At 39.1% G+C, this 17,027-nt stretch carries 17 protein-coding genes; 9 read left to right on the top strand and 8 right to left on the bottom strand.

The features are described 5' to 3' along the window. Positions 1-65 precede the first annotated feature (65 nt). The 3 genes from HPE63_RS08195 (at position 66) to HPE63_RS08185 (ending at position 2,657) form a co-directional block, all read left to right on the top strand. Positions 66-1,124 (top strand): 3-oxoacyl-ACP synthase III family protein, encoded by a 1,059-nt coding sequence (locus HPE63_RS08195; protein ID WP_188313792.1) that lies wholly within the window; start codon positions 66-68, stop codon positions 1,122-1,124. Positions 1,125-1,255: 131 nt separating this feature from the next. Then, on the top strand, positions 1,256-1,792 hold the full coding sequence (locus HPE63_RS08190) for a methyltransferase domain-containing protein (RefSeq protein ID WP_188313791.1): 537 nt from the start codon (positions 1,256-1,258) through the stop codon (positions 1,790-1,792). Positions 1,793-1,802: 10 nt separating this feature from the next. Next, positions 1,803-2,657, top strand: a complete 855-nt coding sequence (locus HPE63_RS08185) for a glycosyltransferase family 2 protein (RefSeq protein WP_188313790.1) — start codon at positions 1,803-1,805, stop codon at positions 2,655-2,657. Positions 2,658-2,717: 60 nt separating this feature from the next. Here HPE63_RS08185 and HPE63_RS08180 read toward each other — a convergent pair whose 3' ends face one another. From HPE63_RS08180 to HPE63_RS08150, 7 genes are all read right to left on the bottom strand, one after another. Further along, positions 2,718-3,227, bottom strand: coding sequence for an OmpH family outer membrane protein (locus HPE63_RS08180; RefSeq protein ID WP_188313789.1), 510 nt, complete (start codon positions 3,225-3,227; stop codon positions 2,718-2,720). Between the two features lie 133 nt (positions 3,228-3,360). Beyond that, positions 3,361-4,194, bottom strand: a complete 834-nt coding sequence (locus HPE63_RS08175) for an OmpH family outer membrane protein (protein ID WP_188313788.1) — start codon at positions 4,192-4,194, stop codon at positions 3,361-3,363. A 90-nt stretch (positions 4,195-4,284) separates the two neighbouring features. Beyond that, a complete protein-coding gene (locus tag HPE63_RS08170) occupies positions 4,285-6,882 on the bottom strand; it encodes a BamA/OMP85 family outer membrane protein (RefSeq protein ID WP_188313787.1) in 2,598 nt (865 codons plus the stop codon). A gap of 4 nt (positions 6,883-6,886) precedes the next feature. Further along, complete coding sequence (locus tag HPE63_RS08165; protein ID WP_188313786.1) at positions 6,887-7,627, bottom strand: isoprenyl transferase; 741 nt, start codon at positions 7,625-7,627, stop codon at positions 6,887-6,889. 6 nt (positions 7,628-7,633) lie between these two features. Next, positions 7,634-8,329: a type IX secretion system protein PorG gene (gene porG, locus HPE63_RS08160; protein WP_188313785.1), complete on the bottom strand. Its 696-nt coding sequence runs from the start codon at positions 8,327-8,329 to the stop codon at positions 7,634-7,636. Between the two features lie 112 nt (positions 8,330-8,441). Continuing rightward, a complete protein-coding gene (locus HPE63_RS08155; RefSeq protein WP_188313784.1) occupies positions 8,442-9,323 on the bottom strand; it encodes an NAD kinase in 882 nt (293 codons plus the stop codon). Between the two features lie 232 nt (positions 9,324-9,555). Continuing rightward, positions 9,556-10,212 carry a CBS domain-containing protein gene (locus HPE63_RS08150; protein WP_188313783.1) on the bottom strand — a complete coding sequence of 219 codons (657 nt, stop codon included), beginning with the start codon at positions 10,210-10,212 and terminating at the stop codon, positions 9,556-9,558. 90 nt (positions 10,213-10,302) lie between these two features. Here HPE63_RS08150 and HPE63_RS08145 point away from each other — a divergent pair, with 90 nt between their 5' ends. From HPE63_RS08145 to clpX, 6 genes are all read left to right on the top strand, one after another. Then, the gene (locus HPE63_RS08145; RefSeq protein WP_188313782.1) at positions 10,303-11,016 is read left to right on the top strand and encodes a pyridoxine 5'-phosphate synthase; all 714 of its coding nucleotides are present in this window, start codon (positions 10,303-10,305) and stop codon (positions 11,014-11,016) included. Further along, a complete protein-coding gene (locus HPE63_RS08140; protein ID WP_188313781.1) occupies positions 11,013-11,786 on the top strand; it encodes an alpha/beta fold hydrolase in 774 nt (257 codons plus the stop codon). The genes HPE63_RS08145 and HPE63_RS08140 overlap by 4 nt, the downstream gene beginning before the upstream one ends. A gap of 761 nt (positions 11,787-12,547) precedes the next feature. Continuing rightward, positions 12,548-12,889: a phage holin family protein gene (locus tag HPE63_RS08135; protein WP_188313780.1), complete on the top strand. Its 342-nt coding sequence runs from the start codon at positions 12,548-12,550 to the stop codon at positions 12,887-12,889. Between the two features lie 106 nt (positions 12,890-12,995). After that, positions 12,996-14,318, top strand: a complete 1,323-nt coding sequence (gene tig, locus HPE63_RS08130) for a trigger factor (RefSeq protein ID WP_188313779.1) — start codon at positions 12,996-12,998, stop codon at positions 14,316-14,318. 120 nt (positions 14,319-14,438) lie between these two features. Beyond that, positions 14,439-15,119, top strand: coding sequence for an ATP-dependent Clp endopeptidase proteolytic subunit ClpP (gene clpP / locus HPE63_RS08125; protein ID WP_188313778.1), 681 nt, complete (start codon positions 14,439-14,441; stop codon positions 15,117-15,119). A gap of 94 nt (positions 15,120-15,213) precedes the next feature. Beyond that, on the top strand, positions 15,214-16,449 hold the full coding sequence (gene clpX, locus HPE63_RS08120; RefSeq protein WP_188313777.1) for an ATP-dependent Clp protease ATP-binding subunit ClpX: 1,236 nt from the start codon (positions 15,214-15,216) through the stop codon (positions 16,447-16,449). Here the strand turns inward: clpX and HPE63_RS08115 are convergent. Beyond that, positions 16,424-17,008, bottom strand: a complete 585-nt coding sequence (locus HPE63_RS08115; RefSeq protein WP_188313776.1) for a hypothetical protein — start codon at positions 17,006-17,008, stop codon at positions 16,424-16,426. The genes clpX and HPE63_RS08115 overlap by 26 nt on opposite strands. Positions 17,009-17,027: the final 19 nt, after the last annotated feature.

Raw genomic sequence — 17,027 nt, 5'->3', positions numbered from 1 at the left:
GTTATCCGTTTAATTGACACAAAATATTCTTGGATGTCTTAATTTTGCAAAAATATTTACCACAAATGAGTATAGCTATTACCGGAACGGGGTCATTTCGACCTTCCATTATCATTGAAAATTCCTATTTTAATAAAAACACTTTCTTGAATAGTGATGGAACTCCAATCGATGCACCCAATGAAACTATAATAGAAAAATTCAAATCGATAACCGGAATAAGTGAAAGGCGCTACGCCAAAAAAGAGTTCAACACTTCTGATTTGGGGTACCTTGCGGCGGTAAAAGCTATTGAAAATGCCGGTATTGACAAAGAAACATTGGATTATATCATATTTGCCCATAATTTCGGTGATGTATCACAAGGGAAAATACAAGGTGACACCCTCCCCAGTCTCGCGACTCGTGTAAAACATAGATTGGACATCAAAAACCCAAAATGTGTGGCTTATGATATGCTTTTCGGTTGTCCTGGATGGATTGAAGGGGTTATACAAGCCAACGCTTTCATTAAGGCGGGAATGGCAAAAAGATGTTTGGTTATTGGCGCTGAAACGCTTTCAAGGGTCGTTGATGAATATGACCGTGACACAATGCTCTACTCAGACGGTGCAGGTGCTGCAATTATAGAGGAGACTGAAGGCAAGGGACAACTTCTTAGCCACGAAACAGCTACCTATGCCAATGACGAGGCCTTTTATCTGTTTTTTGGGGAATCATATAACAAGGACATTAAAGAAGATAGACGTTACATTAAAATGTACGGTAGAAAAATTTATGAGTTTGCCATATCCCATGTACCACAAGCCATGAAAGAATGCTTGGATAAAACAGGAAGGGATATATCCGAGGTCAAAAAAATATTCATACATCAAGCCAACGAAAAAATGGATGAAGCCATTGTAAAACGGTTCTATAGATTATACAAACTAAAAACCCCCAAGGGCATAATGCCGATGACCATCGGTAGATTGGGTAACAGTTCCGTTGCCACAATACCCACCCTATATGATAAGTTGCAAAAAGGTAATATTGAAGGCCACAGCATACAAAAAGGCGATGTGGTGTTATTTGCCAGTGTAGGTGCCGGCATGAACATCAATGCCATTGTATACGAAGTTTAAATAGTTTGTATACATCTTGAATAAAGAATTGCAGAGGTATATGTTTATGCCTCTGCATATTTTTTTAACTTCGTACCAACAACATAATAATCAACCGAATCTTGGCTATTTCACAATACTGTCCATTTTAGATGTACGAAAAAACTTTTCCCAATAAACGATTTGCGAAAACCCTGTCTTTTTTAGAAAGACACATTTCCAAGGATCAATCCATTTTAGATCTCGGAATTGAAAATCCGTTTTCCAAGATTATGAAGGAGAAGGGGTATTCGGTTACCAATACAAAAGGAGAAGATCTGGATTTGGATTTTACTACGGTCATCGAAAGCAAAGCAGAGGTCGTTACGGCTTTTGAAATTTTTGAACACTTGGTTGCCCCTTTCAACGTATTACGTGAAATAAAGGCAAAACATCTTGTGGCCAGCATCCCCTTGCGGTTATGGTTCTCATCAGCCTACCAAAGCAAAACAGACCCTTGGGACCGTCATTATCATGAGTTCGAGGACTGGCAATTCGATTGGCTTTTAGAAAAGGCAGGTTGGAAAATCGTAGATAGGAACAAATGGACCAATCCTGTTAAAAAGCTAGGTCTTCGCCCATTATTAAGAAGCTTTACCCCTAGATACTACATCGTATATGCTGAGAGAATAGCCGAAGTAGGCTCTTAAAACCAGTAATTTGGACTACTACATCATCATACCCGCACATAACGAAGAAGCTTTTTTGTCAGATACGCTACATTCCGTATCCGTACAAACACTTTTGCCTAAGAAAGTGATCATTGTCAATGATAATTCAAATGATGGCACTGAAAATATTATTGATGAATTCAGTAAGAATTTCAGATTTTTCGAAAAATTGAACATAAGCTCGTCAAAAGAACATCTGCCCGGTAGTAAGGTGATCAACGCTTTTCGTAAAGGTTTGGAACTTTTGGATAACGAGTATGATTTTATCGTGAAATTGGATGCCGACGTCATACTCCCTTCCCATTATTTTGAAACAATAGCCACGGTCTTTAAAGAAAATCCCAAAGTCGGCCTTGCCGGAGGTTTTGTCTATGAACTCAATTCAAATGGAACGTGGGAGCTCAACCACCCCATGAATAAAAAGCATGTTAGAGGGGCATTTAAAGCCTACACAAAAGCTTGCTTTAAGAGTATCGGAGGTCTCAAAAATGCCATGGGTTGGGATACGGTAGATGAATTGCTCGCACAATACCATGGTTATGACATCAGAACCATGGAAGATTTAAAAGTCAAGCATTTGCGCCCCACCGGGAAAGCCTATAATGCCAAGGCCAGACTAATGCAAGGGGAAGCCATGTACGGAATGGACTATGGTTTTTACTTAACGTTTGTGGCATCGCTAAAAATGGCATGGAAACAAAAAAGCATAAAAACCCTGTATCATAATTTAATGGGCTTTTTTAAGGCAGGTAGAAACAAAATGCAAAAATTGGTGACGGTGGATGAGGGAAAGTTCATCCGTAAACACAGATGGCAAGGGATAAGAAATAAGCTTATAGGTTGAAATAAAAAAACCATCCTGACGCTATCGCCAGGATGGTTTTTTATAGTTCTAAATAAGCTCTTAGAAACCTAATTCTTTTTTCACTTCTGCTAGAAGATCTTTTCCTTTGGCCACAATGAGTCCACCACCTGGTTGTGCGTCAATAACATAATCAAAACCCTGTGCTGCAGCTACCTTCTCAATGGCAGCCTTAGCCTTCTCCGAGATTGGCGCAAATAATTCGGCTTGCTTTTTTTGAAGTTCTTGTTGGGCATTTTGCTGTGCCTCACCGATGTTTTTCTCGAATACTTGTAATTCCTGGGCCCTTTTCTGATTTTCTTCTTCAGATTTTGAGGCCGATTCATTGGAATACTGGGTGTATTTATTCTTTAATTCCGTCATGGAACTCTCTATATCGGCTCTATAGGTTTCCTGTAATTTTTTCAACTCTGCCTCTGCTGATTTCATTTCAGGCATTTGGGATAAAAGTTGTGTTACATCTATATGGGCCACTTTACTTTGTGCTTGTACAAAACTTGTCGCTGCTACGAACAAAACCAAGGCAACTACTATTTTCTTTAATTCTTTCATGATTTTTAATTATAATATTTGAGTGTTAATTTAAGTTATTGATTCCAAATTTATACTTTATATCGTATGAAGTAAACTGTTCATACGGTTCTTAAAAAGGATTATATTGCACTGGTACTTCTTTGAAGACCGATTAATTTATACTATCCTTTTCAATTTCATTCTTTCTTTCCTCTAATTTTTCTTTCTTCTTGGCCTCCCTTTCCTCCAAGAGCTTCTTTCTTCTTTCGTCATAGGCCTTTTTACGTTCTTCCCTGAGCTTTAATTGTTCGGCCCTTTTCTCATCCGCGGTCTTCACCCTTGCCTCTTCGGCCTGTTTCGCCAGGTTTAATCGCTCTTTTAACGCCTCGCTCATCTCCTCCTCCTCATCTGGGGTTTCTCCCTCAAATTCGGCCAATCTGTTCTTGTCGGCCGCCTCTTTCTTGGGTTTACTTACTTTTCTTGTCCTCGAAATACCACGTAACACCAACTCACTGATATCATGTCTTTTTTCGGAGTACAACATTACAACATCCGCAGATTTATCAAAAATAAAATCATACTTTTTATTTGCACCTATTTTTTGTACTTCATTGAATACCTGATCCTGTATTGGCTGAATCAACTGCCTTTTTTGCATTACCAAGTCTCCTTGGGGTCCAAAACGGTCTTGTTGGTACTCTATCATCTCTTTTTCAAGGATTTGTATCTCCTCTTCCCGCTCGGCGATCAACTCATTGGTCAAAAGCACCTTTTCCGCCATTAAATCTTTTTTCATTTGCTCTACCGCACTTTGCTTTTGTTCGATTTCAACTTTCCACTTTTGGACTTTATTTTCCAATTGGGCGCTGGCATCGCGATATTCATCGACATTTTCCAAGATGTATTCCATATCTACATAAGCGATTCGGACACCTCGCTGCGCGAAAGTGTGGAACATGCATAGCAAAAAGGATACAATTAAAAGAACTTTTGTTTTTGGTTTCATTGTGATTCCGTTTTAATACATAGAAAATATCGTGCCAAAAATACTAAAACTTTTAAAATGAATAGATTAGCCTATGCCACGATTCTTAAATTAAAACTGTTGACCGATGATGAAGTGTGTTTGCCATCCACTGGGCCCTGTTGTACTTGTGCCGTAGTCCTGATCGAAACCATAGCCAAAATCAATTCCCAATAGTCCAAATGCCGGCATAAAAATCCTAAGCCCCACTCCGGCCGATCGTTTTATTTGAAACGGATTAAATTCCTGAAAATTGTTGAAACCATTACCTCCTTCTAAAAAAGCCAGGCCATAAATCGATGCGGAAGGTTTCAAGGTCAAAGGATATCGTAGCTCCATAGAGAATTTATTGTATAATAGAGCACCATCAACTGAACCGGTTAAAGGGTCTCGTGGTGTTAATGCTTGGTTGTCGTACCCACGTAACTGAACCACATCCCTACCGTCTAAAGTAAAGTTACCCATACCATCTCCACCGACATAGAAGCGTTCAAAAGGCACATCGCCGACAGCACTGTTATAACTGCCCAGGAACCCTAATTCGGCATTGGTCCTAAGTACTAAATCCCCAACGAGGGTGGTATACCAATCGCCTTTGAACTTCACTTTATAATATTCCAACCATCTGAAGCGCTCTTGGTCTACTTCTTCCAACTGTGTTGCCTCTGCAGCAGTCAAGCCCACTGTAGATCTTTTTATAGTGAGATCCTCACTTTCCTCTTTTAAGCCTCTGTAATCCTTATCATTAAAAAGGGAATAGGGCGGCGTAAATTTCCCGGTAATCTCAAAATTGGAACCTCCCCTAGGGAAGATCCTACCCCCAGCGGTGGCGTTTCTGGAAATACCCAGCGTATAGGTAAAGGAATTGGCATTGCCATTTCCGAAATTGAACAAGCCCAGATTATAATTATTGAATTCATATAGCTGGTACCCCAGCGAATGGGAAATCACAAAGAAATCATCGGGCCATTGCACCTTTTTCGCCAAACCAGCAGAAATCCCAGTGATGGAGAATCCTTCGTCCTTATTCACTTCGATTCTACCCGAGTTTGAGTATGAGGCCCGAAATTGTTGGGTCTTTGACAATGATAAATTAAAACGAACCGGTTTTTTACCACCTAACCAAGGTTCCGAAAAGTTCAAGCTATACACCCGATAGGTTCTACTGGCCTGCAAACGAACAGCAAAGCTTTGACCATCTCCCATAGGTACAGGTTTATAGGCTTCCCCATTTAAAATATTCTTTAACGAAAAATTGCTGAATGAAAGGCCCAACGTACCAATGAAGCCACCGCCACCGTAGCCCCCTTGCAGTTCTATCTGGCTAGATCCAGATTCAACAAGACTATAGTCCAAATCGACCGTACCTTCATTAGGTTTTGGATTTACGATATCTGGCTTGATCTGTTCAGCATCAAAGAAACCGAGTTGTCCTAATTCACGGATAGTTCTAATAATATCCGACTTATTATATTTTTGTCCAGGTCGTGTTCTCAGTTCCCTGAAAATGACATGATCATTGGTACGGTCATTACCGTTTACAGTGACATGGTCCAAAAAGGTCTCCTTGCCTTCGATAATACGTATCTCAAAATTGATGGTATCGTTTTCAGCGGATACTTCTACGGGATTAATGCTTGAAAATAGGTAGCCATTATTCTGGTATAAGCTAGTTACGTCATTGGCATCGGGCTTGGTATCATCGGCGATTCGCTCGCGCAACAAGACACCATTATAGGTAGACCCTTTTCTAATACCCAATACCCTACTTAATGCCTGATCGGAATAAACACTGTTGCCGACAAAATCTATATCCCCGAAATAATACTTATTACCCTCCTCGACCTTGATCTTTATTTTAATGTTGTTCTCATTGACATTCACAACGGTATCGGAAATAATCCTAGCATCCCTGTACCCATTCTCGGCATATTTGTCGACCAAGAGGGACAAATCGTTCTCATAGTCGTCCTTAATGAATTTAGACTTTTTCCAAAAACGTCCCAATTTCTTTTTCTTGGTCTTTTTTAGGGCTTTACGTAATTTTTTTGCCGGTAATTTTTCATTTCCTTCGAAAACAATATCCTTTATTTTAACCTTATCCCCTTTGTCCAAATTCACGATCATACTTCGGGCATTGGTTTCACTGGTATCATTAACGGTAATAATATTCACCTTGGCGTTCAGGTATCCTTTTTTCTTGAACTTATTCTGAATGTAATTCTTGCTATTGGCGATAAGGCTTTCTGTGATTTTCTTTCCTTTCTTTAGGTCCGTATCCTTTAAAATTTCGTTTACCTTTCTCTCTTTTACGCCATTCATTTTTATCTTTGACAGGGTAGGACGCTCAATGATATTCAACTCAAGAAAAACATTGTCTCCCTGTATATCGGTTATATAGAAATCGATAGCGGTAAATAGCTCTAAACCCCAAAGTTTATTAATGATTTCACTGATCTGCTCCCCAGGTAACGTTATGGGTTGTCCCACCCTTAACCCCGTGTAGGTCTTTACCGTCTGCTCATTGTAACTTTGTAGTCCGGTCACCTCAAGTCCGGCTAGGACATATTTTTTACCATCTTCATAAGAAACATCTTGTGCTGAGGTAATGGTGACAATAAAAAGTAAAAAGAAGGTAAATAATGGTTCAAGGGACATGAACCTTTTCATATCTCTAGATGAGTTGTTCGCTAGTTTTTCCAAATCTTCGTTCTCTGTTCTGGTAATTTATAATGGCTCCTACCAAATGATGTTCCTTAAAATCGGGCCAAAATACATCGATAAAATATAGTTCAGCATAGGCAATTTGCCATAATAAAAAATTGCTTATCCGGTGTTCTCCACTAGTTCGGATGAGCAAATCAACATCTGGTAAATTGTGCGTGTAAAGATGGTTATTTATAATGGTTTCATCAATACTTTCGGGAGAAATTATATTATTTTTAACTTTGACAGCAATCTGCCTAACGGCGTTCAACATTTCGTCCCTAGCGCCATAACTCAGAGCCAAAGTCAAGGTCATGCCCGTATTTCCCTTGGTTTTTTCCATGACCTCCAAAAGTTCCTCATAGGCTCTTCTTGGCAAGGCTTTAATGTCCCCTATGGTATTAAGGCGTACATTGTTTTTGTTAAACGTATTAAGTTCTTTTTTGAGAGAAGAAACCAAAAGCTTCATCAACGTATCAATCTCGAATTGAGGTCGGTTCCAGTTTTCTGTGGAGAAAGTGTATAAGGTGAGAAAATCAATACCGATTTTCACAGAGCTTTCAACGGTTCTCCTCACCGTGGTGACACCTTTCTCATGGCCAAAAACCCTAAGCCTGCCCTTTTCCTTGGCCCATCGACCATTACCATCCATAATAATGGCAATATGCCTAGGTAATCTTTGATTGTCGATGTCTTCAATAGTATTCATGATGTATTACTCAAAACAATCGGAACATGGTTTTCTTCCAAAAGTATAGGTTAAGGTAACCCCGGAGAAAACGTACCAATCGTCACTAAAAATATTCCCAAAATCAACATCCAATTGTTGATTAACATTTGATTTTTCAGGATTACTGGCATCCAGATTGTCGGTGAAGGTATATCTTGCGCCTATTTCTGCCCCAATAATCAAAAATTGATTCAATCTTCTTTTAACTCCTACCACCATGGGAATGGCAAAGGACCCATCTTTTTGATCAAGACTGATTTGCTGACCTGCATCTATATAGTCGTAATCATATCTAAAATAGGTGACTCCAGTATAAAGATAGGGCGTAAAAGCAGGACCCAACTTATGTAAGTTATACTCAACAAAGTTAAACTCCAAACCCGCCGAAGCCTCAAAAATGGAATTGTTCACCACATAACCCCTTTGTTTTCTGGAGGCCATGCTCGATTTTGAATCATCAGCTGTAAATTTACCATAAATTACACTAGCACGCCAAGCATATCGCTTACTTTTATTCCATTTGAACAATCCCCCATATGCGATATCGGAAGGAAGAATGAAGTTTGTTCTTCCAACATCGCCAATATTATTGGCCCCGCCTGCAAATACCCCTATTTCGTAGGTTTGTGCACGTAATGATACACAAAGCAAAACAAGAATTGAAAAAAAATAATTCTTCATAAATTCTACAAAGTTTGCAAATTAAATCCTAAATATTCGATTTCACATAGGATTACATCCATGTTCCCACATGATAAACAACATTTGCGGACAAATATTGTTTTTCTAGGGTTCAATTGCGCCTATCCTCGCCCCATAACAATTTATTACGCAGTGTTTTTAAAAAACTCTCAGAAGTATATTCTATCATATTTATGGTAAAGCTTGCCTTTTTCACTTCGATGGATATACCGTTTTCCAGGGTTGCGATCCTGGAATCCAATGAAACCAGATGATGGTCTTCCCTACCTGAGACCTTTAACCGTATTATGGTATCATCGGAAATCACCAAAGGCCTTGCGTTGAGATTATGTGGTGCTATGGGCGTAAGCACCAAGGATTTTGCGGTAGGAACGATCACCGGTCCTCCACAGCTTAAAGAATAGCCTGTGGAACCAGTAGGAGTGGAAATGATCAAGCCGTCTGCCCAATATGATGTTAAATACTCGCCATTTAAATGGGTTTCCACTGTAATCATCGAAGTTGTATCCTTTCGGCTTACGGTAATCTCGTTCAAGGCAAAGTTCAATGGTCCTATTTCCTTTGCCTGTGGACCGGCATTTACCTCAACCAAACTTCTCTCTACAATGGTATAGGCCCCTTGAACGAATTCCCTGACCACCTTCCGCACATCTTCTTTTTTAAAAGTCGATAGAAAACCCAACCGTCCAGTATTCACACCAACAATAGGGATGCCCAAGTTCCTAACATAGGTAGTGGCCCTTAATATTGTGCCATCGCCACCAAAACTGACGAACATATCAAAAGAACTATCCAGACCATTTGATTCATTGAAAGAACCGCATTTAGCTGTATTCAGTTTTTGGGATAGATAGGATTTAAAATACTCCTCAATGGCAATAGTGGCAGATTCCTTTTCGAGCTCATCGAGTAGCTCCGCAACATAGTCTAGCGCATTATCCTGATATGTTTGTCCGTAAATGGCAACTTTCATACGTTATATACTTTTAATTATCCGATAATAAGTTAATTAAAAATTGAAGGCGTAAGTATGCCTGCCTTTACCGGCAGGTAGCCGCTACGGTCTCCCATTGAATATTTCAAAAAATTTCTAACTGTACCAATCGCTTCGCTTGTGCCCAAGCTTGGAAGATTTGCATAAAAAATACATTTATCTCGGTTGGTAAGAAAAATATCGATTTTGCACATGCCCTTTTAATACCTCATCAAACATTAAGATATTTATCTAAATAGTCTGACCTTTGCTTTAGGTCATCGATGAACTGGTCGTCTATATTGCCAAATATGATGTTATAGTTGTAGCGTCTAAAAGTCTGTACCACCTCGTTCATATTAATATTACTTATTTTGATCGTGATCTGGACCAATTCATTTTTCATTTCAGAGATAAAACCACCCAAGAATTTACTGTTATTACTCTCGACGATCTGCACAATTTCACTAAAGGAGTAATCCTTAATGCCTTTGGCCACCACTAAGATCCCACCTGGTTCTGTAAAAAACGGGGTTTCAATAAATACGCTAACAATATCGGTAATTTCATAATATCCCAAAACCTCATCTTCCTTATTCAGTACTGGCACTAAATTGGCCTCATTCCGCGCAAAGGTTTCCAAGACATCTAGCCAACTGGTTTCTTGCCGAACAAAAAAGGACTCAAGGGTATATCTAAAATCCTCTATTTTCTTATCCACATTAAAACTCTCCAGATCATTTTCATTGATTACCCCAAGAAACTTTTTCCCTTGTACAATAGCTGCATGGGAATAGGTATTCTCCATAAAAAATTGAACCAGTACCTCTAAAGGTTCATTGACCTCAAAGATAGGAATAGTCGTAATTATGTGTGTCTGAATCTGCATAGCTTAAAATAAAACGCAAAATACTAATTAAATATATCAAAAGGTATGCCTATTTTGTATTTTTGCTGTAAATGGACATGATATCTTCCTATGACGAAGCTTAGTGTAAACGTCAACAAAATAGCGACTTTAAGAAATTCAAGGGGTGGTAACGTACCAAATCTTTTAAGGGTAGCCAAGGATATTGAATTATTTGGTGCCCAAGGAATAACAGTTCATCCTAGGCCTGATGAAAGGCATATCCGATATCAGGATGCGAGGGATTTGAAAAAGTTGGTTACCACCGAATATAATATTGAAGGTAATCCCATCGAAAAATTCATGGATTTGGTTCTCGAGATACAACCGACACAAGTAACCCTTGTGCCGGATGCCGTAGATGCCATTACTTCCAATGCAGGATGGGACACTATTGCAAACAGGACCTTCTTAAGAGAGGTGATCTCTACCTTTAAACAAAACGATATTAGAACGTCTATTTTCGTGGATCCGGATTCAAAAATGGTGGAGGGAGCGGCAGAAACGGGTACCGATCGTATTGAACTCTATACCGAAAGCTATGCCAAAGCTTTTGCCCAGGGTAACCTGAAAGGCATTGATCCATTTATCAAGGCTGCCCAAATAGCTACCCAATTAGGCCTAGGTTTAAATGCAGGCCATGATTTAAGTTTGGAGAACATTAAATATTTTAAGGAGAACATTCCCAATGTACTGGAGGTATCTATCGGGCATGCCTTAATCTGTGAGTCGCTTTACTTTGGATTGGAAAATGTCATCAATATGTACTTGAACAAACTAAAATGAGCCCAAGCTTACACTCGAACATACTTGGAAGCGGTATGCCCCTTTTAATTTTACATGGCTTTTTGGGAATGTCTGACAATTGGAAGACCTTAGGCGCCCAGTATGCACAAGAGGGGTTGGAAGTGCATTTGATCGATCAACGAAATCATGGCAAGAGCTTTCATTCCGAAGATTTCAATTATGATATTCTTGCAGAAGACCTCAGACACTATATTGAAGAACACCAGTTGGTAGACAATATCATTTTAGGCCATTCAATGGGCGGTAAGGTCGCTATGCAATTTGCCTTTACGTATCCTGATCTAATGTCTAAAATGATAGTGGCAGATATTGCTCCCAAATACTACCCTCCACATCACCAACATATTATAGATGGATTGAACATATTGGATTTTGACAAAATTAAATCGAGGGGGCAAGCCGACACCGAATTAAGCAAATACATTGCTGATTTTGGAATTAGACAATTTTTGATGAAAAACCTATATTGGGAGCAAAAAGGAAAACTAGGCTTTCGGTTTAACTTAAAGGTATTGGGCAACAAAATGGGGGAAATCGGTGATGAAATCAGCCCATCGGATATTTATGAAGGGCCTAGCCTATTTATTAAAGGCGATAAATCAGAATATATAAACGAATCGGATGTAGACATCATAAAAAGACACTTCCCTTCGGCCATAATAGAGACTATTAATAATGCAGGCCACTGGCTACATGCCGAAAATCCCGTTCAATTTTTCACTAAAACGATGGATTTCATAAAGTCTTAGTAAAATCATCGATTTATTATACGCACATAATTTTTTTGCCCATAGATTGCAAAGGTCATAATAATAATCATATTTGGAATTATCGTAATTAAACGTACTATCCCAAACAACGTACTGAAAATGTTTCGCTAAATACTTGCTATAAGTGGCCTTTTAATAATATGGGGGGCTCTAGCCAAAAGTTTTCATTTAATTGCTCCAGGTTATAGAAGCCTAGCCGGTGTTCCTTTGCGGCAGGCCAATCCTTTTTATGCCCGATTTGCTTTTTCTCCAACCTCAACGACAATTGGTGATGCACTTACAGCAGGGGTTCTTTGATTTATTTATGGCATTACCTACCCTATGGAGGAAAAAGGGGTACTTACACCCTCTGAACAACAGGCGGTGGCCACTGCACATGCAGCTTACAATTAAACCATTGAAGCAAAGGCCAACGAATATGTTCTGGCATTTGTAGATGCAAATGCTTTTTTGTTTACTATTGCTTCAACAGGTTTTCCTCTACCTGATGGGAGTACAGTTACAGCTAAATATGGTAGTGATTGTGGATTCTCTCTCGATAACGTACATCCATCCCCTAGAGGTTATGCGTTATTGGCCCTTCTTTTTATTGAAACTATAAACTAAAAATACGGTTCAAATTTACCCGGTGTACGTCCTATGGATTATACGGGCCTTTATATCAATTAATAGAAAATATTTTATACTTTTAAAGGTGTCAGGATGTCCTGACACCTTTGTAAATTTATAAACATTCTTATATGAAACTTATATTACGAATTCTCTTAAGTGCCATTGCCGTGGTCATACTCTCAAAAATATTACCAGGCGTTGGTGTAGATACGTACATGACGGCCATTATAGTGGCGATCGTACTGAGTTTATTGAATTTTATCGTAAAACCAATCCTCGTCATATTGACCTTGCCAGTAACCATTTTGACCTTGGGACTTTTTCTTTTGATCATCAATGCCATCATCATTTTATTGGCCGATAGTCTTATTACAGGATTTTCGGTTGAAAACATTTGGTGGGCGCTCTTATTCAGCCTTCTGCTTTCCTTTTTGCAATCCATACTTTTTTCCATATTGAAAGAAGACTAATTCGGCCTTTTTATGGTTTGAAATCCAGTGACTTAAAAACTTGCTAGGATATTTAAATTGTACTACTTTTGCATCCCAATTTATTTATGCAAAATTAGATACGCAAATGAATATCACAAAAGAGCAGATTGACGATTTAAATGCCGTTGTAAAGGTTGCCATTACCAAGGAAGACTATCAGGACAAGGTTAATAGTATTTTAAATGACTATAGAAAACAGGCAAATATCCCTGGTTTCAGAAAAGGCCATGTACCCATGGGTCTTATCAAAAAACAATATGGCAAAGCCGTATTGGTCGATGAGGTCAACAAATTACTTCAAGACAACCTGAACAAATATCTTACCGAGGAAAAATTGGATGTCCTAGGAAATCCATTACCTAAACAACAGGACAATTTTGACTGGGAAAACGAGCAATTGGATTTTGAATTTGAACTTGGCCTTGCTCCCACATTCGAAGTACCCCTGAAGACCAAAAAAGCATTGACCCATTATAAAATCGTTGCGGACAAAAAAATGGTCGACGAACAAGTCTTGCGTATTCAAAAGCAATATGGCAAGTTGGTAAGTAAAAAAGAAATCGGGAAAGGTTTTGAGGTTCTCGGTACCTGTAAGAACGAAGCTGAGGAAATCGAAAACAAAACCACCTTGGAACTTGACCGGATAAAAAGTAAAAAGGCCCTGAATGCCCTATTGGGCAAAAAAGTGGGTGATGTCGTTACCTTTAGTACAAAGGGACTTTTTAAGGAAGATTACCTGCTGTCGAGTGTTTTAGGTATTTCCCAGGAAAAAGCAACAGACTTGAATATTGAGGTATCGTTCACCATAGAAGAAATCAATGAAAGGGAACCTGCAAAATTGGACCAGGAATTGTTCGACAAACTGTTCGGCAAAGATGCTATTAAATCTGCCCAGGAATTGAAAGATAGGATAAAGGAAGATTCAGAAAAGCAATTTGAACAGCAATCCGATCAAAAATTATTGAATGACATAACAGAATATTTTATTGAGAATACAAAATTTGAGTTGCCTGCCGAATTCTTGACGAAATGGATCCAAATGACCGGTGAGAAGCCACTTTCCGAAGAACAGGCGAATAAGGAGTTTGAGAAATCCGAAAAAGGACTACGGTACCAATTGATTGAAGGTAAAATCATAAAAGACCATAATATTCAAATACAATTTGAAGAGCTTAAGGAATTTGCCAAAGGATTCATCAAATCACAAATGGCGCAGTTCGGGCAATTAAATCCACAGGAGGAGGAATTGGATAATATTGCAGCCCGCGTATTGGGCAACCAAGATGAGGTCAAAAGACTTTCGGAACAATTGATGAGCCAAAAATTGCTTACCCTATATAAGGAAAAGGTAAATTTAAAAACCAAGGAAGTTACTTACGAAAACTTTGTTAAAGAAGTTTACGGATAAAATTTGGGCATAAAAGCAACTTCCTTTGCTAAAAATGTCTCATTAAAAATAAGTATATTTACGGTGCCGAAGCGTTGATTTTCGGCACCTTTTTTATCTAAAATATTGAATACAAACTACATGGATTACGGAAAAGAATTCAAGAATTACGCAATAAACCATCAGGGGATAAGCAGCATGTATTATGATAAGATCATGAGCAGTATGTATCCCATGAACATGACCCCCAATATTATTGAGGAAAGGCAATTGAATGCCATAGCCATGGATGTGTTCTCCCGTTTAATGATGGACAGGATAATTTTCCTCGGAACCGGGATCAATGACCAAGTAGCCAATATTGTACAGGCGCAATTGTTGTTCCTGGAGAGTGCGGATGCTTCCAAGGATATCCAAATATATATTAATTCCCCGGGCGGCAGTGTATATGCCGGATTGGGTATTTATGACACGATGCAATTCATAAAACCCGATGTTGCCACCATCTGTACAGGCATGGCGGCTTCGATGGGTGCTGTTTTGTTATGCGCAGGGGAAAAAGGAAAGCGCAGTGGCTTAACCCATTCCCGAGTGATGATCCACCAGCCTATGGGCGGAGCACAGGGACAGGCAAGTGATATTGAAATTACGGCAAGGGAAATCCTTAAGCTCAAAGATGAACTCTATGAAATCATCTCGAAGCATTCGGGTCAGCCTGTGGATAAAGTAATGGAAGATAGCGATAGGGATTATTGGATGAAAGCCGAAGAAGCCATGAAATATGGTATGATCGATGAAATTCTTGTAAGGGATAAGGACTAAAATCGACGAATTTACAATACTTATTGCCATTGATACCAATGGTGATAAACCAAAATCCCAATTTTTTCGTTATCCTAGATAGATATTAAATGATATGGCAAAGGAAAATTTAGAATGTTCTTTTTGTGGAAGGAAAAAGCCAGAGACCAATCTTTTGATTGCAGGGTTAGACGCACATATATGTGACCGATGTATAGAACAGGCCTATGGTATAGTCGCTGAGGAATCAAATCAATCAAAGAACAATGATTTGTCCTCGGAATTGATCTTAAAAAAACCTTTGGATATCAAAGAATTCCTCGACACATTCATTATAGGTCAAGAACGTACAAAAAAAGTAATGTCGGTGGCAGTGTACAATCACTATAAAAGATTGTTACAACCCCATAGTAAGGAAGATGACATTGAAATTCAGAAGAGCAATATTATCATGGTCGGCCAAACCGGTACGGGTAAGACCTTGATGGCCAAAACCATTGCCAAAATGCTCAATGTGCCTTTAGCCATAGTTGATGCCACTGTTCTTACCGAGGCAGGATATGTTGGTGAGGATGTTGAAAGTATCCTAACCCGTTTGTTGCAGGCTGCTGACTATAATCTTGAAAAAGCGGAGCGAGGTATTGTTTTTATTGATGAAATAGATAAAATTGCACGAAAGAGCGATAATCCTTCCATCACTAGGGATGTTTCCGGTGAAGGCGTACAACAAGGCTTACTAAAATTGTTGGAAGGCACTATGGTGAATGTACCCCCTAAAGGAGGTCGTAAACATCCCGATCAAAAATTCATCGAGGTAAATACAGAGAATATTCTTTTTATCGCTGGAGGTGCCTTCGATGGTATTGAACGTATCATAACAAAACGATTGAACATGCAGGCCGTGGGTTATAGCGCCTCAAAGGCCGACGACCACGTTGATGAAGATAATATTCTGCAATACATAATACCTAGGGATTTAAAGGAATTTGGACTTATTCCTGAAATAATAGGAAGATTGCCGGTATTGACGCACATGAATCCCTTAGATGAGGAAACGCTGAGAGCCATTCTAACAGAGCCTAAAAACGCGATCATAAAGCAATATGAAAAGTTATTTGCTATGGATGGTATTACGTTTACGATAACCGAACAGGCCTTGGATTATATTGTAAAGAAAGCGATTGAATATAAACTTGGGGCAAGAGGGCTCCGTTCTTTGTGCGAGGCTATATTCACCGATGCCATGTTCGAAATGCCCAGTACGGATGAGACCGAATTCAAGGTGTCTAAACCCTATGCTGAGAATAAATTATCTTACGAGACCATTAAGAAACTAAAAGCGGTTTCCTAATAGGGATCACCTTAGCTTTCGTTTTGATTTTGTTGGTTACCAAGGATAAAAGGTCTTGGGCTATTTTTTTGATGTTTGTATCGTACGTATAAAGATCATGCCCAAACCCTTTAATTATTTCATGCTCTTCTTCGATTTGATCAAACCATTTCTTTGGTGGTAAATTGGCATCCAACTCTCCATATACCATTTTGGTTGGGATACCCAATTTATTATTTTCATAGCCAACAGGAGTGGTAGAGACCATATATAGCGATTTCATCGGAAGCCCTTGCAAGTTGGCTTGCCATGCAATCGTTCCTCCAATACCAAACCCAACGTAGTGACATGGTTCTTTTTCATTTAGCATCAATTGCGCTATCGCCTTATCCACACCACCATTTAAAAATGCATCCTTTAACCGCTCCCCGGAATTATCCACAAGGTCAATATTTGCCAATTGCTGGCTGTCGTAATAGGTTACATCAAAATACTGCTGAAGATACACCAAGTATGAGGTCGCCCAAATACCTTTCTTCGCCCCCCACATATCGGATATTACAATAAGTCTTTCCGCCATGATAGTCGAAATATTCGTT

The sequence above is a fragment of the Maribacter arenosus genome (assembly GCF_014610845.1).
Taxonomy (GTDB): domain Bacteria; phylum Bacteroidota; class Bacteroidia; order Flavobacteriales; family Flavobacteriaceae; genus Maribacter_A; species Maribacter_A arenosus.
The sequence above is the reverse complement of the archived record's forward strand: the minus strand, read 5'-3'. Positions and strand labels throughout refer to the sequence as shown.